The 25068-nt window shown below is 45.3% G+C and carries 20 protein-coding genes; 2 read left to right on the top strand and 18 right to left on the bottom strand.

Translation table 11 applies throughout. The annotated features are described in order from the left end of the window. Positions 1–121 precede the first annotated feature (121 nt). Positions 122–1717, top strand: a complete 1596-nt coding sequence (locus MUG84_RS18185; RefSeq protein WP_244727343.1) for a DHA2 family efflux MFS transporter permease subunit — start codon at positions 122–124, stop codon at positions 1715–1717. Between the two features lie 162 nt (positions 1718–1879). After that, entirely contained in the window at positions 1880–3316 is a 1437-nt protein-coding gene (gene pdxR / locus MUG84_RS18190) for a MocR-like pyridoxine biosynthesis transcription factor PdxR (RefSeq protein WP_244727345.1), read from the top strand. A 77-nt stretch (positions 3317–3393) separates the two neighbouring features. Here pdxR and MUG84_RS18195 read toward each other — a convergent pair whose 3' ends face one another. From MUG84_RS18195 to metE, 18 genes are all read right to left on the bottom strand, one after another. Further along, entirely contained in the window at positions 3394–3597 is a 204-nt protein-coding gene (locus MUG84_RS18195; RefSeq protein WP_244727347.1) for a hypothetical protein, read from the bottom strand. 103 nt (positions 3598–3700) lie between these two features. Beyond that, positions 3701–4105 (bottom strand): helix-turn-helix domain-containing protein, encoded by a 405-nt coding sequence (locus MUG84_RS18200; protein WP_244727349.1) that lies wholly within the window; start codon positions 4103–4105, stop codon positions 3701–3703. Between the two features lie 556 nt (positions 4106–4661). Next, positions 4662–5603 (bottom strand): GNAT family N-acetyltransferase, encoded by a 942-nt coding sequence (locus tag MUG84_RS18205; protein WP_244727351.1) that lies wholly within the window; start codon positions 5601–5603, stop codon positions 4662–4664. Positions 5604–5669: 66 nt separating this feature from the next. Continuing rightward, the gene (locus tag MUG84_RS18210; RefSeq protein ID WP_244727615.1) at positions 5670–6011 is read right to left on the bottom strand and encodes a hypothetical protein; all 342 of its coding nucleotides are present in this window, start codon (positions 6009–6011) and stop codon (positions 5670–5672) included. Between the two features lie 103 nt (positions 6012–6114). Next, on the bottom strand, positions 6115–7014 hold the full coding sequence (locus tag MUG84_RS18215; protein ID WP_244727353.1) for an alpha/beta hydrolase fold domain-containing protein: 900 nt from the start codon (positions 7012–7014) through the stop codon (positions 6115–6117). Between the two features lie 81 nt (positions 7015–7095). Continuing rightward, positions 7096–9168 carry a multicopper oxidase domain-containing protein gene (locus MUG84_RS18220; RefSeq protein ID WP_244727355.1) on the bottom strand — a complete coding sequence of 691 codons (2073 nt, stop codon included), beginning with the start codon at positions 9166–9168 and terminating at the stop codon, positions 7096–7098. 219 nt (positions 9169–9387) lie between these two features. Further along, the gene (locus MUG84_RS18225; protein WP_244727357.1) at positions 9388–12123 is read right to left on the bottom strand and encodes a hypothetical protein; all 2736 of its coding nucleotides are present in this window, start codon (positions 12121–12123) and stop codon (positions 9388–9390) included. A gap of 13 nt (positions 12124–12136) precedes the next feature. Then, positions 12137–12973 carry a carbohydrate ABC transporter permease gene (locus tag MUG84_RS18230; protein ID WP_244727359.1) on the bottom strand — a complete coding sequence of 279 codons (837 nt, stop codon included), beginning with the start codon at positions 12971–12973 and terminating at the stop codon, positions 12137–12139. Positions 12974–12988: 15 nt separating this feature from the next. Next, positions 12989–13906, bottom strand: coding sequence for a carbohydrate ABC transporter permease (locus MUG84_RS18235; RefSeq protein WP_244727361.1), 918 nt, complete (start codon positions 13904–13906; stop codon positions 12989–12991). A gap of 92 nt (positions 13907–13998) precedes the next feature. Next, entirely contained in the window at positions 13999–15354 is a 1356-nt protein-coding gene (locus MUG84_RS18240; RefSeq protein WP_244727363.1) for an ABC transporter substrate-binding protein, read from the bottom strand. Between the two features lie 33 nt (positions 15355–15387). Next, positions 15388–16134, bottom strand: coding sequence for a sugar isomerase domain-containing protein (locus tag MUG84_RS18245; protein ID WP_244727365.1), 747 nt, complete (start codon positions 16132–16134; stop codon positions 15388–15390). After that, the gene (locus tag MUG84_RS18250) at positions 16131–17105 is read right to left on the bottom strand and encodes a BadF/BadG/BcrA/BcrD ATPase family protein (protein ID WP_244727367.1); all 975 of its coding nucleotides are present in this window, start codon (positions 17103–17105) and stop codon (positions 16131–16133) included. The genes MUG84_RS18245 and MUG84_RS18250 overlap by 4 nt, the downstream gene beginning before the upstream one ends. Positions 17106–17131: 26 nt before the next feature. Beyond that, positions 17132–17809: an N-acetylmannosamine-6-phosphate 2-epimerase gene (locus MUG84_RS18255; protein ID WP_244727369.1), complete on the bottom strand. Its 678-nt coding sequence runs from the start codon at positions 17807–17809 to the stop codon at positions 17132–17134. Positions 17810–17822: 13 nt separating this feature from the next. Next, a complete protein-coding gene (locus tag MUG84_RS18260; protein ID WP_244727371.1) occupies positions 17823–18698 on the bottom strand; it encodes a MurR/RpiR family transcriptional regulator in 876 nt (291 codons plus the stop codon). 238 nt (positions 18699–18936) lie between these two features. Next, positions 18937–20061, bottom strand: coding sequence for a Ger(x)C family spore germination protein (locus MUG84_RS18265; protein WP_244727373.1), 1125 nt, complete (start codon positions 20059–20061; stop codon positions 18937–18939). Continuing rightward, positions 20058–21152, bottom strand: coding sequence for a GerAB/ArcD/ProY family transporter (locus tag MUG84_RS18270; protein ID WP_244727375.1), 1095 nt, complete (start codon positions 21150–21152; stop codon positions 20058–20060). Before MUG84_RS18270 ends, MUG84_RS18265 begins: the two co-directional genes overlap by 4 nt. 45 nt (positions 21153–21197) lie before the next feature. Next, positions 21198–22616, bottom strand: a complete 1419-nt coding sequence (locus MUG84_RS18275; RefSeq protein ID WP_244727377.1) for a spore germination protein — start codon at positions 22614–22616, stop codon at positions 21198–21200. Between the two features lie 159 nt (positions 22617–22775). Then, a complete protein-coding gene (gene metE, locus MUG84_RS18280) occupies positions 22776–25064 on the bottom strand; it encodes a 5-methyltetrahydropteroyltriglutamate--homocysteine S-methyltransferase (protein WP_244727379.1) in 2289 nt (762 codons plus the stop codon). Between the last annotated feature and the right edge of the window lie 4 nt (positions 25065–25068).

The raw sequence follows: 25068 nt of genomic DNA on the forward strand, positions 1-25068 counted from the left end.
GATGAAAACAATAAATTAGACGTATTGTTTTGTCAACAGATACAATGAAATTGACAGATCGATCCAATACCGTTCTAAGGATCTCTGCATATATGGCAAAAAAACAGGAGGATGATATACGATGGCTATGAAAGAACCGATTGGCACGATACAACGCCGTGGCCTACTTCTGACTTTCCTTTGTTTCGGCTTGTTCATGGTGTATCTGGACACAACGATTGTGAACGTTGCGCTTCCGGACATCCAAATCAAGTTGAATGCAGATATGTCAGTGTTGCAGTGGATTATCGACGCATACGCACTCACATTCTCATGCCTTTTGCTTTCTGCGGGCACTATCGGTGATGCTATTGGGCGTAAAAAGGTTTTTATTACCGGTCTGCTCGGATTCTCCCTAACCTCGATTGTTTGTGCAGTTTCCCCCTCCATCGAAATGCTGCTTGTGGGGCGCATTTTACAAGGAGTTTTCGGATCGTTTATGATCCCGGTTTCGCTTGCGATCATCAGAGGAATCTATGAGGAACCTGTTTCCAGAGCAAAAGCGATCGGGATATGGGCGGGGATCGGGGGAATAGCCTTCGCTGCCGGTCCAGTTGTGGGAGGATGGCTTGTCGAATACTACGGTTGGCAAAGTATTTTCTGGATCAATGTGCCCATTGGTATTGTAATCGCACTCGTGTTAGTTCGCATTTTGCATGAAAATCGGAGTGTGGCATCCCGAAAATTTGATATCATTGGACAAACGCTCTTTATCCTTGCCATTGGTGCGCTTAGCTACGCCTTAATTGAGGGGAATTCTTTAGGCTGGGATTCAGGGACAATAATTACAACGTTCATCGTTGCCGCAATCGCTCTTCTGCTATTTGTATTCCAGGAGTATCGATATGAAAAACCGCTGCTGCCACTTAGTCTATTCCGTAATCGGATCTTCACGATCGCATGCTCCGTTAATTTTCTTGGCTTATTCGGCTTGTATGGAGCTATCTTCTTGCTAACCCTGTACCTCCAGAACATTAACCATTTCTCTCCCATCGAGACTGGCATCCGGTTTTTGGCGCTTACGGCTGCGATTATGGTGGCCTCGTTCTTTGGTAGTGTGCTTGCTGCCAAGGTAAGCCCTAGACTTCTCATTGTCATTGGCTTGCTCATGGCTGGGGGAGGCCTCCTTGCACTTATCATGCTGGATGTGGGCAGCAGTTATGGCACATACTGGTGGGCACTCGTGCTTCTCGGTATCGGCGTCTCTTTAGTGGGCTCCTCGGCCACAGTGGCTCTTATGACGACCGTTCCGCCTGAGATTGCGGGTACCACGTCTGGGGTGTCTAACACTTTTCGTCAAGTGGGAGCTGTATTCGGAGTGGCCCTCTCTGGAGCGTTGGTTTCACAATATATCCATACCGCTTTGCCGTCCCAATTAGCTACCATGCAGCTTCCGGATGAAATAAAAGAACAGATCTCCATTGCATTCTCACGAGGAGACATGTCTTTATCTCAGGTTGATCCTGTTCCGGAGGATGTGAGACAACTTATACAATCTGCCGGTGCTCGGGTGTTCGTCGATGGAATACACCTTGCCTTCCTCGTCAGTGGAACTGGTACCTTATTAGCAGGAATCTGTGCACTTCTGTTTATGGGCCGAATATATCACAAAAGCAATAACAAAGCGTCAATGGAAAGCATCCAAAAGATAGGAAGCTCAAGTTTTGAAAAATCCTGACATGTTTTGTCCGGAGCGATTTGCCAAGGAGGTGTGCATCTTGCGCGGCTCCTTTCTTTTTTCATAACATCTCCTCTCCTACTGGTCCAATACTTTCCTTGGAAAAAATGCTATGATTAACATTACTGTTATGAAATTAGTTGCTAGCAAGGAAGTGAGTTTATGTGGAAGCCTGATCGTCAGAGTAAAAAGCCACTTTATGAGCAAATCGCAGATCATCTGGAGCAAAGAATCTCGTATGGTGAATTTCCGCCAGGGAGCTTGCTTCCATCCGAACGAAAATTAGCTGAACAATTAGGTGTAAACCGAAGTACTGTAATTTTGGCTTTCGCAGAGCTCAGGTCTATGGGAATCATCGAAAGTCGTTCTGGCAGCGGAACACGGGTGAGCAAATATAAGTGGGGAGCTACTCCAAGACATACCCCAAACTGGAAGAGATATACCGAAGGTGGGAGCTTCCTTCCCAACGTCCCTTTCCTTAGAAGAATTCGAGATGCGCTGAGCCAGAACCCTTCCATGATCGATTTTGCGAGCGGCGAGCTTTCCGGCGACTTATCACCTATGGACGAGATCGCGATGCTGATGAAGGATCATCATTACACCTCTTATCTCGGCTACGACAATCCGCAAGGATATATTCCGCTCAGGCAAGCGGTAGCTGCTTATCTTGATCAATATCGTGGCATCCAGACAACCGAATCATCCATACTGATTACATCGGGTTCTCAGCAGTCGTTATTTTTGATTACACAGTGTCTTCTGTCTCCAGGCGACGCTGTAGCTATAGAAGATCCATCTTACAGCTATTCCTTGCCCATGTTTCAATCTGCGGGACTCCGGTTATTCCGTCTGCCTGTAGACCATGATGGTGTCCGTCCGGAAGAAATCCGCTCCTTGTACAAGAAACATCGTATCAAAATGATTTTTACAAATCCGAATTATCAAAATCCGACAGGTACGTATCTTGCAGAGGACCGACGAAACAAACTGCTTGAAATCGCAAGTGAGCTGGGCCTTCCGATCGTTGAAGACGATCCTTACAGCCTAACAGATTACGAAGGGAAGTTCTGCTCGCCGCTGAAATCAATGGATCTGCATGGCAGCATCATTTATATTGGATCTTTCTCCAAAATCGCCGCTTCGGGTTTGCGCATTGGATGGATGGTTGCCCCGCATGCCATTGTGGAGAGATTGGCGGATGCGCGGCAGCAGATGGATTTTGGTCTAAGCGTGATTCCCCAACAGGTCGCAGCACAATTTTTGAAGTCGTCTTACTTCGAGCCTCACCTAAATCGTCTGCGGATGCAGCTCCTTTATAAACGGGATCTTATGATCGAAGCGCTGCAGAAAGAGCTTCCAGGACTAATCCATTTCAATATCCCTCAGGGTGGAATACATATGTGGTGCAAGCTGGTACCCGAAGTCAATGATACCAAGCTGCTGGAAGAAGGGATTAAAAATGGGGTTGTTTTCGTACCGGGCAGTGTATATGGATCAGATTCGGGCTTTGTAAGGTTCACTTTTGGCCGAGCCAAAGCGGATGACATCGGTCCCGGAATAACGAGATTCGCGGAAGCATTGCGGGACCTGATCAAATAACAGCATGGATAAAGAGTCAAACGAAAACAACCGTAGAGTATGGACCTCCGCGGTTGTTTTTTGATTTTCTGAATGCTTCACGTGTTCCAAACCACTATCATGATGATCGCCAGAACTACGGTGCAAGCAATATATATTCCAGTGAGACGCATCCACTTTTTCCCTGTATGCTGAAAATATTTTGAGTCTGCTTTTTTGTTGCTTTTGGATTGCCCAATCATCATCGTTGCGATAAAACCGGCTACCATCACAATGACGGCAATTATGAATAACCCGAGCATGTTTCCCCTCCTAGATGGGCTACTTATTCAAACATGTCTCATTATAATGAATTGTCCGTATTGTGACACCATCCATTTATCCAACGATTTGACCCATCCAATTCTAATATTCGCTTTCCGCTTGTTTCCGAATGGAATCCACCGTAAGCGTAAAGGCTTCAGCAGCTTTATAAGCATCCAGTGCGTTCTGAAGACGTTTAACCTGTTGGTCAAAACCGCTTGAATTTCCAACAAATTTCACGATCGAACTTGCGCTATGAAGCAGCTCTTCTCGAGCAGACTTGAGAGCACGGTTATGGGTTTTCTCGATCATCTGTATAGCCATATGTGTATAAATGGCCGAGAATTCCTTGTTATCGATTTCTTGTTCACGTGCGGCAAGATCACTTTCTCGAATCTCCCAATCTCCGGAATCATTTTTCGATGCCGTTAAGCGCCCATCATTGATCATATTCAGGACTGTCTTATAATGAACTCCCAGCAGCGCTGCTGCTTCCTTCGCATTCATTAGCTCCACTCCTTATCCATAGTTATCCTTATTTTAAAGGACAATTTGAGATAAGTAAATAATCGGAATTCAGTTCTGTTTGACCCCTACCAGTTGATTACAAACAAAGAGGCCAGGGGAAGATCCCTAGCCTTTGTCTTTTATTTTAGCCGATTAACCTTGAGATCAGAATAATCTCTGCCAGTCGCATGATGAGTCGTCTTCTACGTCCTCCAATGATGGCGCTTAGAATAAGAAAATCTGTACCAACCGATAAGAGTCTCCCAGTAAAAACACTGCCGGTGGTTGAAACCTGTACGGTTTTTCCTTGTAGTAATTTGGCTTGATCGCGAAATGTCACGGTCCTTCATCCCCCTTTCTCTTACTCATTTAAAACGCATAATATATTATTCCTGTTCTGTAAAGTTTGAAAGGGACAATATGGTAACAAGCCACAATAATCAGCAGTTCCGCGTCTATTTTTGCTAGGAAACACTCAATAAATAAGAAGAAAGCAAACACTTTCCCCGAAGGAAAATGTGTTTGCTTTCTTTCGTCAATCAAGCTTTTATTCTTCTTACTCATGAACAGGAATATACATACTTTGTATCTCTTGAACTCCTGCAACAAAACCAAGATTAACATAAACAGACTCTGCAGCATTTCCTTCCATGACATACAGTCTCAGAATAGGATAATCCTCTTTAAGAATCGAGAGCGCCCTTTTTAACATGAGCGTTGCAAGACCCCTTCCTCTGTACGAGGGTATGACACCAATACTATAAACAGCTGCCTGATTGTCCTGCAAACATAGGCGACAATTCGCAACGAGTTGGCCTGTGTGCTTATCATAAACAAGTGTGGACGCTTTAACTAAAAGTTCATTTGTGTAATAAGGATCTTCACTTGGTATAAAGTCATCTATAGAATGCTTTTTTCTCCTTGCTGCTTCAATACTTCCAGAAAAGCTATCAAAGTCACAGCGAGCTATTTCGTCTTCTTTCGTAAATCGCTTGATTCCACTCTCGTTTTCTTCGATTTGTGGGTAATCCACTCTAAAGTTCTCATCCCAATGAACCTCAAAATGATCTGTAGGCCGATGCATCCAGCGGCATCTAAACTCATCCGGCCAGAACCCTGCCCTCGCATATAAATCAACCTGGTCTGGAAGAATCTCGAAAGTTTTGATCGGTTTCGTTGGATCAGACCAATGGATTAACATTTTTTTCAGCAGTTTCAATACTTCAAACGTATCGTTAAACGGAGGAATGAAAAACAAGTGATATATCTTATTGGGTTCCATCCTTACGCCACCAATTTTACGATCTCCTTTTTGAATCCAAAAAGAATTTTTCTTCGGTGTATTGTACTTTTCTTCTCTAAAAAATCCGTTATAGCGCATATTATAATAGATTGAGCAGAAAATCCCCCATACCTCAGGCTCTGCTCTTTGAATTGAATATTCATCCGATAAATGAAACAAACAAGTATCTTCCGTGTGGCTGTTTATAAGATGCATATGTCGTTTCCCCCTCTAGTATTTTAGTTAATTGTAAAATTATATCATAATATGGAAAAACTTTATTTATCCTCTCTCTCGAATGCAGTGAAAAACAAATAAGACTACAAATGAACATCTCACTACCGACACACAGCACTCCACATGCAGCGTTACTCCAGACACGATAAGAAAAAGTAAGCCATCAGATAATCGTATAGATAAGGATACATCTCTTCCTCCATCCATTTTGAAAATTTTGAGCGGGATTCGTGTTCCAACAACTCTTTCAAAATGAAATAGACAGAAGTCGTAGGGCACCAGTATGCAAACGGCGCCAAGCGAAGATAACAGGCCGGAGACGATCATCAGTCCACGCTTCTCTCCAGCGATTTCGAGCAGTCGTGCAATCCCTGTTTTACGTGTCATTCTACCCTTCCCCCAATCCAAGAAGATCCAAAGTAAGCCCGACGAACCGATCTTATGGGTCCCCACATAATCGGCAAGAAGGGCAAAGCTTTCGTGTTTTATTTCAAGAGATCAAATCAATGATTTGTCTGATTGCTTTTTTGGCTTCTGGAATCGGCATCGCAGGAAAGACATGATTCATTTTCGGATATTCGTAGTAATTGATCATGACCCCTTCCTTTTTAGCTCGGTCTCTAAACTTTCGCGCATCAGCTAACATCAGCTCATGAGTTCCGATAAATAAGGAAATTTCCCCCAAGCCTTGAATATCACCGTTTATTGGGCTTAAAAGATAGTGATTCGGGTCTGTGTCGCCAGCATATAGTTTTCCGAGGATGGCGAGTCCATATGAACCTAAAGTGGTATCTTGTTTCTCGAAATTCTGAATATCCGGATTCGACAATGTGATATCTAACCACGGAGAGATTAATATAATTCGACTCGGTTGTGGCAGACTTTTTTCCTTTAACAATTGAGCTAATGCTAGTGCAAATCCACCGCCTGCCGAATCTCCCATAAATATAATATTTTGCGGAGAGGTTTTCATTAACAGCTTTTCATAAATGGGGAGCACTTGATCATAGGATTCATGATACTGATGATGAGGGACTTTTGGATGGACAGGTACAATCATGGTAGCATTGCTCATGTCTGCTATTTTACGCATGAATTTCCAATGCGCACCCCGAGGCTGATTTACATAACCTCCACCATGTAAATAAATAATATATTTTTCATTGGTTTGTCTATTTCCTTGTAAAAAATAACAATCCTTTCCATACGATTGTTCCATCGCAATATCCAGTTTCTGTTGGATTCCTCTAGGCAAAATATATGGTTTTGAATTCTCGATTCGCTTTTGTTCGAGGAATTTCGCAAACTTCTCTTTGTCTGAATAACGTTGTTTTAGACCACTCATTAATATAATATTTTCTATCAGTTTGCTCCGTATGCTTCGCTTCATCTCAATAAACCTCACTTTTTGTTTTTTCATACATAAGGAACGAGTAAATATTTTCAAAAATAATGTCTACAAAGTATTTGCTCATTCCGGCGGCAGGTTAACTGTCGCACTGCCCATTTCAAACGGTGAGTAGACGCCTTCATATGCGATGTGCGCCGACATCCCGACGGCGGCATGTTCGAGATTGTGACAATGATCCATCCAGATGCCAGGATTGTCAGCAATAAATGCCACTTCATACGTTTCCCCTGGAGCCACGTTCAGCGTATCGGTGATCCACGGACTGCCGGTAACAGCTTTGCCATTGCGGCTGAGAACTTGCATACGATGACCGTGCGGATGCATCGGATGATCGTCAAAGCCACGGTTTACGAATGTCATCTTTACGAGTTCACCCTCACGAACCATAAACATCGGGGCATCTGGAAAAACGGAACCGTTAATCGTATGCACAAAGTTAAACTTCCCATTATAAAAGCCGGGCCGGTTGTCGAATACAAGCGTATAATTCCGGTCGTACCGGGTATCGGGACCGAACATTGTCTGTGCGGGTGTTCCATAGGACGCGGGATCGAATATCGGTCCCTTAACGGCGTCCGGCGGCATTCCCTCATTCGATGGGCTAACAACGAGAACGTTGCCGTCATGGGCAAACGGTCCGGTTTGCCGTGAAATGCCGACAACCGTATCCGGCATAACGAACGTAACATCGTATCTTCCTCCGGCCGCCAAATCCAGACGGCTGTCGATCAAATCCTCCGGTTCAAGAATGTCGGTGCCGTCAATGGCCTCCACTTGAAACGGAACGCCCGAAATATGAATCTGGGCAGTCAAATTTTCCGCATTCACGAACCTCAGTCGAACGAGAGTTCCGGGTTCCGCAATTTTGCGCTGCAACCGGTTCAGTTCGCCCAAGGAAACGGTCGTTCCATTTTCCGCCTGCCAGTTGTGCAAGACGACCGCCATATCTGCCGTTTTCTGCGGCAGCGTTGTGTCCGGTTCTACAATGAAGACGCCGTAAAGTCCCATTTGCACTTGTTTGGACGATTGCTGATGGGAATGATACCAATACGTCCCCGTTTGCTCGGCAATGAAACGATATACATACTTCTCTTGCGGCATGACGGCATCTTGCGTCATTCCCGCGACTCCGTCTTCAGCGTTCTGAACGTTCACACCATGCCAATGGATCGTAACACCATCCTCAATGTCTTTGTTGATCAAGGTGACCTCGACCAATTCCCCTTGCTTCACTCGCAATTCCGGTCCGAGAATTTGCCCGTTGTAAGTCCAGGCTTCTTTAATCTCACCTGAATGCAGCGCAATCATCGTTTTTTTCGCTTCAAGCGTAAACGATCGGTCTGGGGTCCCGGTTCTTGGTCCGGTCAACTCGGCGACGCTCACGAATTGCGGTGAGATACCGTCGGTATGAGCATGCATATGGGCGTGCATATGATCGGCCATGCTCATCCGCTCTGCCAAGCGGCTTGACTGCGCTCCGAGCATAAACCAAACTGCGGAAACTAGCACGACCGTCAGTAACACTCCCAATTTTCGGAATACTCGCACTGCCAGAGTACCTGTTTCCGGCGACCCGGTTGCGACTAAGCGGTGGTAACGACTTTTTTGGCGAATCCATAGCAGATAAACGACAGCCACATAAACCGACCAAACCGCGATTACCGTTCCGATTTGTAGCGGCCATTGTGCAATAAACAACGCTTGAACCACAGCCGCAAGCGAGGCGACAAACGAAATGAGGACCGGGAACACCCAGCCTGGCGCGGCCGCCGCCAAACGTTCTTGGGCCGTAGGCGGTTCCTTCGAAGCTTTGACCGCAGCCGCCCGAATCGCCCTTGTGGCCGGAATCGAGAACAGTACGATCGCTGCGGCAGGGATCGCCAGCATCGGCAGCTGCATCGCCAATTTATCTTCGGCGAATACCCACCCGGACGCTGCTAGGACGACAACCGCCGTCACTTTGACGATAAAAACCAGTCCGCTTATTCCCATCCAAATGAGCGACGACCGTAAACGGGAATATAATTTTCCTTTTGTAGTCGCTCGATAGGTTCGGCTCACATTCCAGGCGGCAATTCCCGAAAAAATGGCCAATAATATCGTCGACGCCATATGAACCAACAACCAAATCATGTACAATTTCCTCCTCATAATACATTTTCCGATTTCGCAACTGATACTACACACCTTATATGAACGTTTCATGAATCAAATGGGGAAAAATGTAAAAAGAGATGAACGGATCGTTCACCTCTTCGCACATACGGGTTTTCTGCATCATGCTTCGCTTTCGCTTCGTCAATCAACTTGTTTAGCGCGGTATTGTCAACGCTTTGTCTTGTCAGCCTTTTCCTAATCCTTCACTGTATGAGCAGCAAGCATCGCGTAGCCTGTACTTGCCACATTCCAATCGGCCGGCAATTTCCCGTCCTTGATCGCTTTCGTCATCCGTGTCAGACTAACCATCGCACGATCGTGATCCCCCATGAGAGTTGCCACGTACGCGGCGATGCCATGCAGACCGGTTAACTGATCTGTAGAATGCCATTTTGGGAAATGTTTGTTTACAGCCGCATATATAGCTTTTGCCTTGTCACTGTCTGGAGCAACAGCGCCTGTTGCAATCGCCGTAAGCTGAGCACATGCATCCTCCCATTTACTCCAATCTACTGTAGTATGTTGATCCGCTGCATCTATCGACATCACGTATTGATTAGTCTCTTTATCCCAGAACTTATCTTCGATGCCTTTGCGAAGTAATTCCTTATAACTGTCGAAGTAAGATGCCGGACCGTCATCCTCAAAATGATTACGGAAGAGCCACACGCTATCCTCCATGCCTTGTAAAGCCAACAAATTATCCTGCAAATGTTTGACTTGCCCCTCTTTCTTCTGCCACATTAAACCATCAGCAGCCTGCAAAGACATCAATCCCAGACCGCCTGTCAGTATATCAAGCTGATATTGGGTAATCATGAACTTACCGGTGCTTTCGTAATAGGCGCGCTGCAGCGTGATGAAGGTAGCAATATTGGCGGCAGCGCTCTTATAGTCATCTGTAGATACCCAAGTTCCGCTCTGCTTATCCAGCTTCATTTCATACTTGGTTCCATAGACTCCGAACCGATCTCCCCAATTCCAGCTGCCCACATAATCCTTAATATATCGCTCAACCAGTTCCACCGTCTCTGGTCTTAACAATAAACCGAGCGCAGCGATATTGGACATCGTCGGATCGATATCGTTTTGCTTTCCATTCACTACAATAGCCCCGGTTTCCAACTGGCGTTTGGCCAACCAGCCCGACATCACATCCAACATTTCATCCTGCTTCGTAGCAGCCTGGCGTGAAATACGTATTGCAAGCTCATCGGTCTTGAGTACATCATTGCCTTTGGTAACGAAGGCCCATAGCTTAATATGATCAACAGCCTGATCCAATGGCAATCCGCGCAGCGTAAAGCGGTTTGCGCCATCAGATACAAGGAGATTTTCCCGATCCATATGATAAGTAATTTGCGCATCGGATAGATCCAACTGCTTGCCATCCTTATTGAAGGCTTTGATCTCGATTTGTGTACTTTCATTGCGTCGCAGAAGCTTGCGGTCAGCCTTGATCGTGACCTTAGCCATTCCTTCGCCTTCAGCCCCAAGACGGACCGTAACTCCCAAATCACGAGTATAATGATTATTGTTAAATCGATCCTTGGCATTTACTTTAACCTGATAATTGCCATTGACCAGCCCTTGCAGCGCAATCCCCCACGTTCCCGCTTCAGGTACTGCATGAAAGACCTTCTGTTCGCCTGTCAGCTGATGGGTAAATGTGACTTCGATATCTTGCAGGCCAACAGCTGTACCTGTTATTTGATAAGGAAGAGCTTCGATGACGGTCCCATCTTCCATCGAGGCCATATCGAATTGAATCGGCGTATCCGTCAACTTCAGCATTTGGGCAGCCGCGAGCATGCTCATGCCGCTCTCCATGACGTACCATGGCCACGGATGGTCCTTATCTACATAAGTGGCTTCAATCGATTGCAAAAATTGGTCGACACGCACCTTGTCACCCATCAACGCTGCCGAACTGGCAAGGACAGCCCATGGGAAAGCATCGCTCTTATCCAGTGTCGGCCAGCCGGGATGATATGCATTGAAGCTATTATACAACTGTATCGCCCGTTCGCTGTCGGGAGCGATGACACCTGCCCAAATCGGAGAAATCTGAGCCGTCGCATCGGCATAGAAGGTCCGCCAATCCGGATTCAGCAATGATCCTGACTCTGTTTTCCCCGGAGAATACATGTTTTTATTTTCAAGCCACAGCTCTGACTGAATCGCCGTATGAACCTGCTCTTTGATCGCATTAAATCTGGCCGCTTCGGCCGTGTCTCCAAAAATATGTTCAGCGATCCATGCCATATCGATGAGCCCTCGATACACCTCTGTGTTGTCCATCAAATACTTCACTTTATAGGTCGGCTTAGCCCAAGTCAGGCCATCCGTGTCCTGCGTGGATAGCATCGCCGAAGCGATCTGCAGGACTTTTTCCTTGTGCTCCGCTACATACGCCGTATCCCCTGTTACCTCTGCATATTTGCGCAGCACGTTCAAGAAGGTAGAAGCATAGGAATCCGTCGAGTCAAAATCTAGGGTAGCCGTTTCTGTCTGGCGATCCGTTTCTACGACATAATCGTATACCGAACCATCCGGCACATCTGGTCCTTTCCCTTCGTTCAAATGGGCAAAATACCAATCCATGTATTTTTTTGCGACGTTCGCATATTCCGGCTTTTCCAGCAAGCCGAGAAGAGCAATATGCGAGAAATAGGGAATAACCTTGTACTTTCCATTGTAGCTATCAATCGGCTTGCTGTACGTTGGAATTGCCCCATTCTCGAATTGCAGACTGGCAATCCACTCCGCTTCTGCGTCGATAATTTTTTGATACATTGCACTTGCATCCTTCACATCATTGAGATCTAGCGGCCCCTCGCTTGTATTTGAGTTCGCATAGCCTGGAGCAGCAGTCGTTACGACCATAATTGCAACAATAAAAAAGGCAACAACTTTTCTCAAATGAACCATTTTGGTTCCTCCTTTAGCCTTTTATCGCACCTGATGTAATCCCTTGGATGAATTGTTTTTGCATCACAATATACACAAGCACAACTGGCAGCACCATAATCGTGGAGGCCGCCATCAACAGTTCATACTGCGTCGTATACTGTCCGACGAATACCGATAAGCCCATTTGAATCGGCATCAGACGATTTTCCGAGAACAGAACCAACGCAAGCATAAACTCGTTCCACACCGATAATGTATTCAAAATCACAATCGTAGCAAGTGCCGGGCGGGCAATAGGCAGCATGATTTTATAATAGATTTGAAAGCTGCTCGCCCCGTCGATAATCGCCGCTTCCTCCAGCTCGCGCGACATGTCGTCAAAAAAGGCTTTCAGAATAAAAATCGATACTGGAAGGGCTGCGGCAATAAGCGGCAAAATATAGCCGATTCTTGTATTCGCCAATCCCAAATTGCTGACCACAATATAAATAGAAATAAAGGCACCGGGAATCGGGATCATCAACGTAGCCATAAAGCCAAAAAAAATAACCTTTTTTCCGGCCATATCCAGTCTTGCTATCGCATAGGAAGCCAGAGATGCAAATAAGACGACACAGAACACGACAATCAAGGAGTATACAACGCTGTTGAACGTGTAGATATTAAAATCACCCTGAAACCATGCATCTTTGTAATTTTCAAAATTAAGCGCATTATTCGGAATCAAACTACGGTTTGTAAAAATTTCATTCCGCTGCTTCAGTGAAGTAGAGATCATCCACACTAATGGAAATATAGATATGATGGTCCAAATGATCAGGGATAGATGAGTGATGCCTTTGAAAATGAGCGCTCCTGTATTGCGCATACTTTTATCCCCTCTCTAGTCTTTCTTCTGGGACAATTTTAATTGAATGAGCGACAAAATAAACAGCATCACGCCGAACACAATCGAGAAGGCACTCGCCATACCGAAGTTGGAATTTGTAAACGCTTCGCGATAGATACGTAGAGCTGGAACTTCTGTTGTATATCCAGGTCCCCCCATGGTCATGGCATAAACGTGATTGAAAATACCTAGTGCCCCAAGAATCGTTAGAATATTGACCAGCGTATATACTTTGCGCAGCGATGGAATCGTAATGTAGCGCAATTGCTGAAATCGACTCGCACCATCTATACTAGCCGCTTCATACAAGTCTTTCGGAATGCCTTGAAGCCCCGCTAGGAATAAAATGAACGAGCCGCCGACACCTTGCCACATCGAGCTGACCGCTACCGCATAGAGTGCCGTATCGATCGAACCAAGCCATACATGCGTATATTCGCCAAGACCAATGTCTTTCAGCAAACCGTTCAGAAGCCCCTTTGGCTCATAAATCCATTTCCATATATACCCCACTACAATGCCGGACAGAATAGGCGGAATATAAAATACGACACGGTAAAACTTACTGCCACGGATATTCGAATTTGTAGCTACAGACAATAACAACGCAATGGTATTCATAAATACAAGCGACAGCAGCGCAAAAATAATGCCATTGCCGACAGCTTCCCACCACCGAGTATCGGTAATGGCTGTCAGATAGTTTTTGAATCCGACATAATCATAGTTTTTATTGACACCATTGAAATTCGTAAAGCTGTATTGTACCGTACGAATGATAGGAAGCAGTGAAAACAATATAAATAGCAGCAACGCAGGCAAAACATAAGTCAAATTGAGATAGCGCTTCCTGACTTGCTTTCGCTTGCTTTTAAACTTCCCTTTTGTGCTTGGAAAGCTGCTTGCCCCCATACAATCACCCTCTGTATCATGCGTAATCAAATGAAAAGGTCCGGATTTCATAAGCAGGATGGGAAGCCTTGCCGCTCATCCATGCATTTCTACTATTTCTTTTCCTTCAGCGCCTTTTGCAGCTCCACATCCATTTCTTTCAGCACTTTATCTGGTGTCGACTGTCCAATGGCGATCAGCTGAATGCCTTTTTGCAGAACCGTCTCCACGCTAGGATCCGGGTACGAACCGCCGTTCTCGATGATATGATTCATACCGAGCGAGAAGTTGTGCAATGCTGGCGTCATGCCGCTCTCAGACGTAGCTGCTTCTATGTTGGCAGGCAAATTAAAGCTTTTCGATGCATATTTTTGCTGCTGCTCCTTCTCAACAAGGAATCTAACGAATTGCATGGCTGCTTCTTTATTTTTGGTATGATTGTCAATGACTAACGGAACCCCGATACCTCCGGGTATTTTCACATCATACGCCGCGTCTGCCGGCTTCGGTGGCTGGAATACATCATAATGCGTAAAATTTGGATTCATCTGATTGAACACGCCGATGGCCCAGGATCCGTCAAAAATCATCGCAACCTCTTCATTCACAAACATTTGCTCTGCCGCTGGCAAATCCATCGTAGCGATACCCTCCGCGTACGCACCATGTTTGTACAAGTCCTCGAATCGCTGCAATACTTTCAGATAACCGGAATCTACTAACGACTCGTCACCCTTCTTCACGTTCACTAGCTTCTCTTCACCTAAATAAGCAACCTCATAAGGTGCAGCCATGGAACCAGCCACCCAAGAGCCAATTCCTGTTGCAAACGGAACAATCCCTGCTGCTTTCAGCCTATCGACGTCAGTGAGAAGCTCATCCCATGTCGTTGGTGCGGAAGTAATGCCTACTTTTTCAAATAGCTTGGTATTGTACACAAACTGCATATTGTTCGTATCCATCGGGATCGCATACGTGCCGAATTTTTTTACGCCAAAAATATTGTTATTGTCAAAAGTAAACGTTTTCAAAATGGTGCTAGGGAACTTGTCGAACATATCTTTCATGTCACTAAGCTCCATGACATTTCCCGCCTCTACAAGCTGTCCCAGATCTCCTGCACCGCCCGCGAAAGTCATCACATCGGGTAACGCGTTATTTTGTGCCGAAGCCATGATCTTTTGCTTAAAGCCGTCACCGCCAAACAATTGAACATCTACCTTTATCCCTGTTTTTTGCTCAAAATCGGATGCCATTTCCTTTAATAAATCATCTCGGTCATTCAAATAATGCCAGAACACCAGTTTAACGTCTTTCTTATTTGTGACGTCAGTTTGATCGTTAGTCTGTGTCATATTTTTATCATTGGACGTAGTATCTTTGGAGTTGGAGCTACAGCCCGTCAAAGCAATCAACATGATGATGGATAAAATGAACATCCGCCATTTTACACGATGATCTTGTATCATTGTTTAGACCTCCTCAATTATGATACTATGGGGTTAATATGTTATTTTTCTATGTCCATACCGCTTTACAATCTCTTTGTTGTGCTCGTCGCCTCCATCGACATTGGCGCTAATGAATACTGGCGGAGTGCGATCCGCTTGGATGAAGCGTGCAATGATTTCTGCGGTCAACGATTGTGCGATCATCGCGCCGATAACACTGGAGGCAGAGCCGGCTTTTTCTGCAAAGCCTGGAATTTCCAATATTACATCCCCATACGGACAGCAATTATCGATCACAACATCTGCAATTTCATATAGCTTCTTGCCGCTGGGATGGCGGCTGTCTGCCCGCTGCGAATGATCGAGCGAAGTTACGGCAATCACTGGTATCCCTCTTCTTTGACTCTCCAGCCCCAGCTCGTTCGGAGCGCCGTTTCTACCGGAATTCGATACAATGATGAATGCGTCCTCCGGCTGAACCTCGTGCATTTCCATTAATCTGTGTGCCGTATGCGAATCTCTCTCTAAATCCACCAGATTAATGCCTGTGATCCCTTCCAGTGCAGCAATATCCTCAAGACCGACTAGCTTCACCGGTGCAAGCCCGCCGGCTCTGCCGCACATTTCCATCCCGAAAGCACGAGAATGGCCTGCACCGAAGACATGGATAATTCCGCCTTTTGACAAGCTTTCAAACAGTCTATCCGCAGCTTTGCTCATATTTCCCATCTGGGTACGTTCCACTTGTTGAATAATGTTTGTAATCGCTTCAAAAACCTCGTTCGCTCCAATGCTCATACCTCTTCTCCTTGTATTGCATTATTTACGATCGTCATATCCAGGCTTACCTGAAGCGCTTGCGCGCATAAAATGATGGCTCCAACTACCGGAGGGTATTGTGGCTTGGAGATGCTTACAGATGCATCATAGCGATGAATCGTTTCTATCATGCTGGTTACAACCCGTTCTGAATGTAAGACACCTCCTGTTGTGTATACAGTTTCCAGCTTCAGTGTGCTGTCATCCTCTCTTGCCTGCCGCAATACGGATATGGCGAGTCCGCCGAGCTCTTCTCCAGCTTGCTGCAAAATGGTCTGCGCCACTTCATCTCCTGCATTAGCAGCCTGTTCAACCAGCAGTGACAGCTGTGCAATATCGCTTCTTTGAATGATGTCTGCATGAATTCGTTTTTTGATTCCCCAAAAGGATTCCTCGCCGAAATAATCAAGAACTTGCCTACGGAGTACAGTTCTCTGACCGCGCGCTTCACTGTCACGAATCCCAGCTTTAATCGATTGAAGTCCAATCCAATAAGCACTGCCCTCATCTCCCAAAATATGACCGTAACCGCCGGCAACAAATTCCCGCCTGTCGCCGAAGTAATATCCTATGCTACCACCTCCCCCAATAATTAACACGCCATCGTTCTTCCCGTTGGAAGCCCCTGACAGATTGGCTTTTACATCGCCTTCAATCATAAATGCATCCACCTGAACACATTCGGCAACCCAGCTTTTAATTAAATATTCATGTTCTTTGTGTACACCGCTTATACTGATAAACGCCATATCAACTTTACGAATCAGCTTTGCTTGCTCGAGAAGCGCTTGGAGCGATTGCTGAATCGCTTGCTTGGTTTTCACCTGGCCGTTAAACGTCAACATATGATCTATTGACGGTCCACTGGCAAAAAGACAAGTGCTGTTCTCATGATCATAAAGGCAAGCTTTGGTTGACGTCTGCCCTCCGTCAATTCCAAGTAAAAGCATGGATGTATTCCTCCTAATCCAACCCTTTAAATCGCTCTAGCGAATCTCGCCGTAATTTCCCAAGGTGCTGTAATCGATGTTCCAATCACAACGCTGTGTGCGCCGCGTACTTTAATCGCCTCGCAAACATCGGATGGAAGGGCAAAACGTCCTTCACCTATGACCGGAATATTAACCTGCTCGACAATACGAGAAATTAATTCAAAATCCGGCCCTTCTGTTTTATGTTCCTTCGTATAGGAGGTATAACCAGCCATTGTTGTTGCTACTACATTGGCACCAAGTCGTTCTGCGCGCACAGCTTCTTCCACATTCGAAATGTCCGCCATAACTGGAAGCCTGAGACGTATTTGAATATCTTGAATCAACTGCTGAAGCTCCGCTTCATCTTCTCTCGACTGCACGGTAGCATCAACCGCAATCAGATCCGCCCCTGCTTCCGCCAGTACGCGAGCGCTTTCAAAGTCTGGTGTAATGATGCGAACACCGCGTTTATCCGGAAGCTTGTTAATGCCGATCACCGGTAGATCGACCGTTGTCTTAATCTCCCGTATATCATCGGCGCCATTCGCACGAATACCGCCTGCGCCTCCCATTAAAGCGCTTTCCGCCATGGCACGCATAAGTCTGGGATCCCCGTAGAACGGTGTTCCAGGCCATGCTTGACAAGAGACAATAATTTTGTTCTTCATCGTTTGGATCATGCTAGCACACTCCTTAATACAGTTTGTCGAGTATGGAATCTGTCGTCTTCCATAATTTTTTTATATCAAGCGACTGGTCTGACATTTGGAGCGTCAAACTTACGCTTAATAGCTCAATAACGTACAAGATCGAGGCTTTACTCTTGAAGCTTTCTAGAATATTGCTCAACCCGCGATTGAAGCAGACCAGACTAATATCCGAAACCTCTGTGATAGGGGATTTTCCATGCCCGGTGATGCAAATCGTCTTCGCCCCGGATTTACGAGCCGTCTGCATGACCGCCACAATATCCTTTGTACTGCCCTGTTGCGAAATACCGATTGCGACATCTCTCGAATCTAGATGCGCCGCCGCAATGGACTGCAGATGAATATCTACCTGTGCATCAACCATGAGTCCAAGTCCCAAAAGCTTAATCTTGAGCAGCTGAGCCATCGGGCCCGATTCCCCAAGCCCAAAGATATGAATTCTTCTGGCATTTACAATCGCCGCTACCGCTGATTCGAATACAGACTCTTCAATGTGTGCGGCGGCATCGAGAATGCTATTCGCTGCATTGTTCGCCAACTGCATGGGAAGGCTCTGAACTTCTTGCACCTGCGGAGCAGGCTGTCTACGCTCCAGCTCCTGAGCCAAACGAATTTTCAGCTCTTGATAACCCCGTAAATCGATCGTGCGACAAAATCTCGTAACCGTGGATTGCGCTACTTCAAGAACTTCGGCCACTTGTGTGACCGTATTATAAATGATCGTTTCCGGAGAATTCAGAATTAGATCGGCGATCCGTTTCTCCGTTACGCTTAAGTTTTCATAAGCATTCTGAATCATAGTAACTAAAGTCGGCCCTTCTACACTTCTTTCTTGAACAGGTCGTAATGCATCACTCATTATGATTTTTTCTCCTTTGGTGCTGGCTTTGGCATCAGTATAGCACCCACCCCTAATATATACAAGAATATTTTTTTCGTAATATATTTACGGATAAATATTTCTTTCCTATATCCTCTAGATGAGTAAAATACAATTTATTAAACAAGCATTTTAATTCGAAATAAAGGGATTCTTTTATTGGAATTGAAAAAGGAACCGAATAGGGTTCCTTGGCCACGAATTTTCGGCCAGTTCTTTACTGCGTAATGCCAGTATCAATAATGGAAACCTGAACATTCGTATGAAAATGTACTTTTTGATAATCCTCCTTCCAGTTCTTTTGTTTCCAAATTGGATTATGGTAAGCGATCAACTTTCTCCCTACTCCGAATATATCGCATTTTGCTTTCTGGAGCTCTCTGATGACATCTTTCGCATCGCTGGTCATCATGCTGGATAACTCTTGATTCAATCTTGCGATTGCTTTGTCATCAAGGAGATGGGTACCTGTATATTCTTCGAGAATCGCTCTAAGCTTTATGTTCAACGTGACATGTACATCACCGTTATTGGCTACGTTAACCTTGAAGGTGCGTTTAATCTTTTTTTTGCCAACATTGTAACTGAGTTCGCTCCGGCTCGAATCCGTGCTTCCGATATCAATTGTTTTGGTAAAGCGTGCGTTTCCACCCGTTTTTCCTTTCAGAAGAACCAGAAGAATAGATTGTTCGGTATCAAGCATTCCGCTGTAATATTGATCATGGAACAAGGCCACACCTTTGGCGGCAACTTCGTCCCCTTCCATGCCGATCAAAGGAAGCGCAAAATCCTGTCCAGGATCCTTTAAAGAATGAAAAACGGTATCCATGGTTTCGGGAGGATAAAAGAGACTCATATTCTCCAGGCTGGTGATTTTTGATGTAAGAAACTCCCCGATTTTCAGCTCTCCAATTTTTTTTTGATTAACAATATCCCCCGCTTCTTTGTCTGCGATCAGCATCCGTACATTGGAGGTCGGATTTTTGGGATCTCTGAAATTCACATCCATGGGAGCATCCAAACCGTTTATTGCTAGAGATTTACCAATAAGCTGCACGCCATTTTTGATCACTCGCATATTTCCTCTTACCCGGTTGCGCAATTCATTGCTTGCCCCCCGAGTCGAAAAGCCTGTCGCCGTATGTATTTCATTTTTGGTAGCAGACTGTTCGGTTTCCGGTGGAATAATGAGCTCAACCGTCTGCTTGATTTTATGATCCTTCGTCAGATCAAAAGCGATGCTGTAGGCAAGATTCATGTCCTTTAAATATTCGTGATCCCAGCAGCCAGTCGTCAAGGCGATGATGATGAACAACAGTAAGCCATCAAAAATTCGTTTCATACAGTCCTACCTGCCTTTCTCTTGACGAAGAGTGATACGATCATCAATACCGCTGGGATCGTGGCAATAAACAGGTACGCGGCAAACTCAGCCATTTGGTCAAAATGATGAATTGTGATGGGCGTAATTGGCAGCAATGCAATGAAATAGATGGCAATTTGAACGTAGGGCGCGAATGATCTGTGGTTTTTTTGCTTAAACAGTACGCTTAGCCCTATAGAAGCCGAATAACAGTAACTGACAATGGAACATACAAGCGTAATCGACCAGATCGACAGGAAAATGATATCGGCCCGGTCAAAGATGTAGAAGTTTAGTGATTTCACCAGATAAATAACGGGTTCCGGGATGATTCGCAGCTGGTCAGAAGTGAATACCATAAGACAGGTGCAGACCACGAAAGTGTAAAACAGCGTGACGAATAAATTCGACATGCTGATGATGAACAGCTTTTGTTTATCTGAAGCATCAATGAATGGGAAAATGATCAAAAACACTTCGAACCCGTACATCGAGTTCGTGGTATCCTTTGTCCCTCTGAGAATGTTCCAGAAACCTGTTTCCATGATCGGGAACATATACTCGATATGGGCTTGGGTTAGACCATAGCTTACAAATATAATTAACGGGATAAATAATCCAGATGCTAAAGAATAAAATCTAGCTAGTACCGTAAGCTTTTCTCTCGCCAGGTAGAATGTCATGATCGAGAACAAGCCCAGCAAGACCCATTTGGGAGTTTCCTGAAGTATCCAGCGCGAAAGAACCTCAATCGCACTAAGCATAATATTCGCTCCAAGAAAAAGGAAATATCCGATGTAGCAAATAATGAGCATCCTTCCTACAATAGGTCCTGCCAACTGAAGACAAATTTGAAACAGGTTGCGGCCGGGGAATTTCCTCATTAAAGCCCACATCATCAAGATGATGATCTGTGTAATGATCCCTGCCATGATGACAGAGATACCTCCCCCGCCCTTTGCAGTCTCACTCAGCTTGTATGGAATTGAGAGGACGCCTACCCCAATCTGCGCTTGGATAATAAACAAGAACTGCTGCTTTGGAGACATGAATTTTTCATCTTGAGCCATAGGGTCCTCTCTTTCTTCACGGTTTGATCTGAACCAGGTCAGTTATTATTTTGGGGAGCCGTCAGCCTTTTTCCGGATTCTCCAAATGGGGAAACGCATGAAAGCATCCTTGAAATTTTTCATCTTTAAAGGCGCCACAGGAAATAGGTATGGCTTCCCAAAGGATTCCAGCTTACACAGGTGAATAAACAAGATGGTCAGTCCAAAGGAGATGCCTATAAAACCGAAAAGGGAGGCGGCAATCATCAAGGGAAATCTTAAGATCCGAATCGCCGAACTCATCTCATTAGATGGAATCAGAAACGAAGAAATAGCGGTCATAGCCACGACAATAATCATGGTATATGACACAAACCCTGCTTTGACAATCGCATCTCCAATAACCAAACCGCCTACAATGCCAATCGTTTGGCCTACTCGGGATGGAAGCCGAAGACCCGCTTCTCTCAGAAATTCAAATATGAGCTCTAGTAACATCGCTTCCATTAACGGTGGGTACGGAACTCTCGTGAGTGACCCCTGCACCGTGAAGAACAATTGGATGGGCAATACATCGGAGTGAAAGGATACGATCGCAATGTAGAATGCCGGCAGCTGAAAAGCCGTAATGAAGCTGAGAAGCCTGATAAATCTCACAAAGGAAGCGATCATCCACCGATTGTTATAGTCGTCAGGCGTTTGGTAAAAGGCAAAAAAGCTTACCGGCACAATAAGTGCTGTGGGATCCCCTTCGAGCATCATAACGACATGTCCGTCCATAAGATAAGCTCCCGTATGGTCCGGCCGCTCCGTATTCAAATGCTGGGGGAAGATCGAATGCGGATTATCTTCTATTAATTCCTGAATGAACCCTGCAGACATAATGGCATCAAGGGATATGCTTTTCAGTCTCTTTTCAACCTTCTGAACCAACTCCTGCTCCGTCAAATTATGCATGTAAATCATAGCTACTCGTCTTGGTGCCGTATTGCCAATATTGAAGTATTTGACTGTAAGATCTGGTACACTGATTTGTTGACGGAGCAAAAATAAGTTTACAGTCAAATTCTCGATAAAACCGTTATGAGCTCCCCGAATAATCGCTTCATTTTCCGGTTCCGTTATGCTTCTGTCATAATTGGCTGGTGCGGTCAGAGTATAGAACACTGGCTTACCCTTCACAAAATAAAGACAGTAACCCTGCATTAGCCCTTGAATGCCATCCTCTAGTCTCTCATGAACTTCCAGATGCATCGTCGTAAAAAGCTCAGACAGATTGTCAGCTTCTTTAAGACGAAGCGGCGCTATAATATTCCGTTCAACAAGTATAGGATCAACCAGGGATTCCAAATACACCAATGCTGCCGGCATATCTTTGTAAAAATGATGCCTAATTTTGAGATCATCTGTATGGAACAGCGCATCCTGTATGTATGTGATATTTTGATCTACGGTAGAAAAGATGGTTTGAGATGATGGTTTCATGATCGATCGCCTGACTTTCCGGATTATGTTCTTTGGTAATTTTCCCACTCAATAGTAATTTATTCCGAGATGTAACATCGGCTCGATCATGATCCTGGATAAAAAAACAAAGAAGCCTGATGGCTCAGACTTCTTCGCAAGATATGAAAGCTGCTATTGTTATACGTTTACGGAATACTTCTCACGGGCAATCCGAGTTGCAGCAACCATGTTGCGCAAGGAACTAACCGTTTCATCGACTCCACGGGTTTTTAGTCCGCAGTCCGGATTGATCCAGAAAAGCTTCGGATCCAGCACGCACAGAGCGCGGTCAATCATTTGGGTCATTTCCTCAATTTGCGGTACACGCGGGCTATGAATATCATACACACCTAAGCCGATTCCCTGTTTATACGTATTCAATTCGAAGCTGTGAATGAGTTCTCCATGACTCCGGGATGTCTCGATTGAGATCACGTCAGCATCCATAGCTTCAATGGAATCGATCATGTCATGGAATTCGCAATAACACATATGTGTGTGAATTTGCGTTGTATCTTGAACCGTGCATGAGGTCATACGGAACGCTTTGACGGCCCATTCCAGATACTTGGCTTGTTCTTCTGTCTTAAGCGGCAAGCCTTCGCGAACCGCCGGCTCATCCACCTGAATCATACCAATACCGGCATCCTCCAACGCTTCAACCTCTTGTCTCAACGCATAAGCCAGCTGGTAGGCGATTTGTTCCCGCGTGATGTCCTCACGGACAAACGACCAGTTCATGATCGTGATCGGACCTGTCAGCATCCCTTTTACAGGACGCTTGGTCTTTGACTGGGCATACTTTGTCTCCTCGACCGTCATGGCTTTCTCGAAAGCGACATCTCCATATATAATCGGCGGTTTTACGCAGCGGGAACCGTATGATTGAACCCAGCCATACTGAGTAAATGCAAAGCCTGCAAGTTTTTCACCGAAAAATTCAACCATATCTGTTCTTTCAAATTCCCCATGAACTAGGACATCCAGTCCAATCTCTTCCTGCAGCTTAATCCAGGTATCAATCTGATCGCGGATGAAGCCTGCATATCGTTCGTTGTTCCATTCGCCTTTACGCCATAATTGGCGGGCTTTACGGACTTCAACGGATTGCGGAAAACTGCCGATGGTCGTTGTAGGCAAGAGCGGCAGCTGCCATTTCTGTTGTTGAACAATGTGTCGCTCAGCAAAAGGAAGATTACGTTTCGGCTCCTTCGAGCTAACGGCAGCAACTGCTTGCTGAATGTCCGTACGGTTGCGCTCGCTTGATTGTTTGAGTGCTTGAATAGCAAGCTCACATTCTTCCAGTTCTTTTACAACGGAGGCTTTGCCTGAAGAAATTGCTTTCGTCAATAGGACGATCTCGTCCAGTTTCTCATCTGCAAATGCGAGAGCATTCTTTAGTTCTGCCGAGAGTTTCGTTTCATTCTGTACCGTTACCGGAACATGAAGCAAACTACAGGATGACTGTACAATTAGCTTTTCTGCCACTACGTGTTCAGATAACTCTTCCAGGAGTGCTAGTTTTTCTTGAAGTGATGCTTTCCAGATACCGCGTCCATCGATGATTCCCGCACCAAGTACCTTGTCTTTGGGAAAACCATTTTCCTTGACTGATTGGAGATTACCAGCGTAACCATGCACGAAATCCAGACCAATGCCTTGAACCGGCAGCGCAGCGATGTCACTGTAATTCTCTACCGATTCAAAATAGGTTTGAAGCATGATGTTCAGTTCTGGTACCGATACGGCAAACGTTTCATAGATTGTCTTGAGGCGTCCGAGATCGGCATTTTCTAGTTTCGTGACAAGAATGGGCTCATCGATTTGTACCCATTGAACTCCCTCTTGCGCAAGCTCCTGCAAGATTTGTACATAGAGAGGAAGCAAACGTTTAAGCCATGCATCGGTTTCCGAAATATCGTAGCCTTTTGATAGTTTTAGGAAGGTTAATGGTCCAATAATGATCGGTTTACTTTCGATACCCAGCTTTTCTTTTGCTTCCCGGTATGCTGTCAGCGGCTTGTTTTCTGTGATGACAGGAGCAGCCCCATCTAGTTCGGGCACAATATAGTGATAGTTGGTATTAAACCATTTGGTCATTTCACTTGCAGCTGCTTCCTTCGTCCCGCGGGCAATGCCGTAGTAAACAGATACAGGTACTGCGCCGCCTTCATATGGAAAACGCTTCGGTACAATGCCGAACATCGTAGCTGTATCCAGTACATGATCATAATAGCTGAAATCATTGACAGGAATGAGATCGATACCCTTTTGCAGCTGTTTGCGTAAGTGATCTAAACGTATTTCCTGCAGTTTGCTGTTCAATTCCGTTTCCTCGATTTTACCTGCCCAGAACGCTTCGAGCGCCTTCTTCCATTCGCGGTCCGCACCAATGCGCGGGTATCCCAAAACACTGCTTTTCGCCATCTCT

The sequence above is a fragment of the Paenibacillus mangrovi genome, from assembly GCF_022898935.1.
Classification (GTDB): Bacteria; Bacillota; Bacilli; order Paenibacillales; family Paenibacillaceae; genus Paenibacillus_AQ; species Paenibacillus_AQ mangrovi.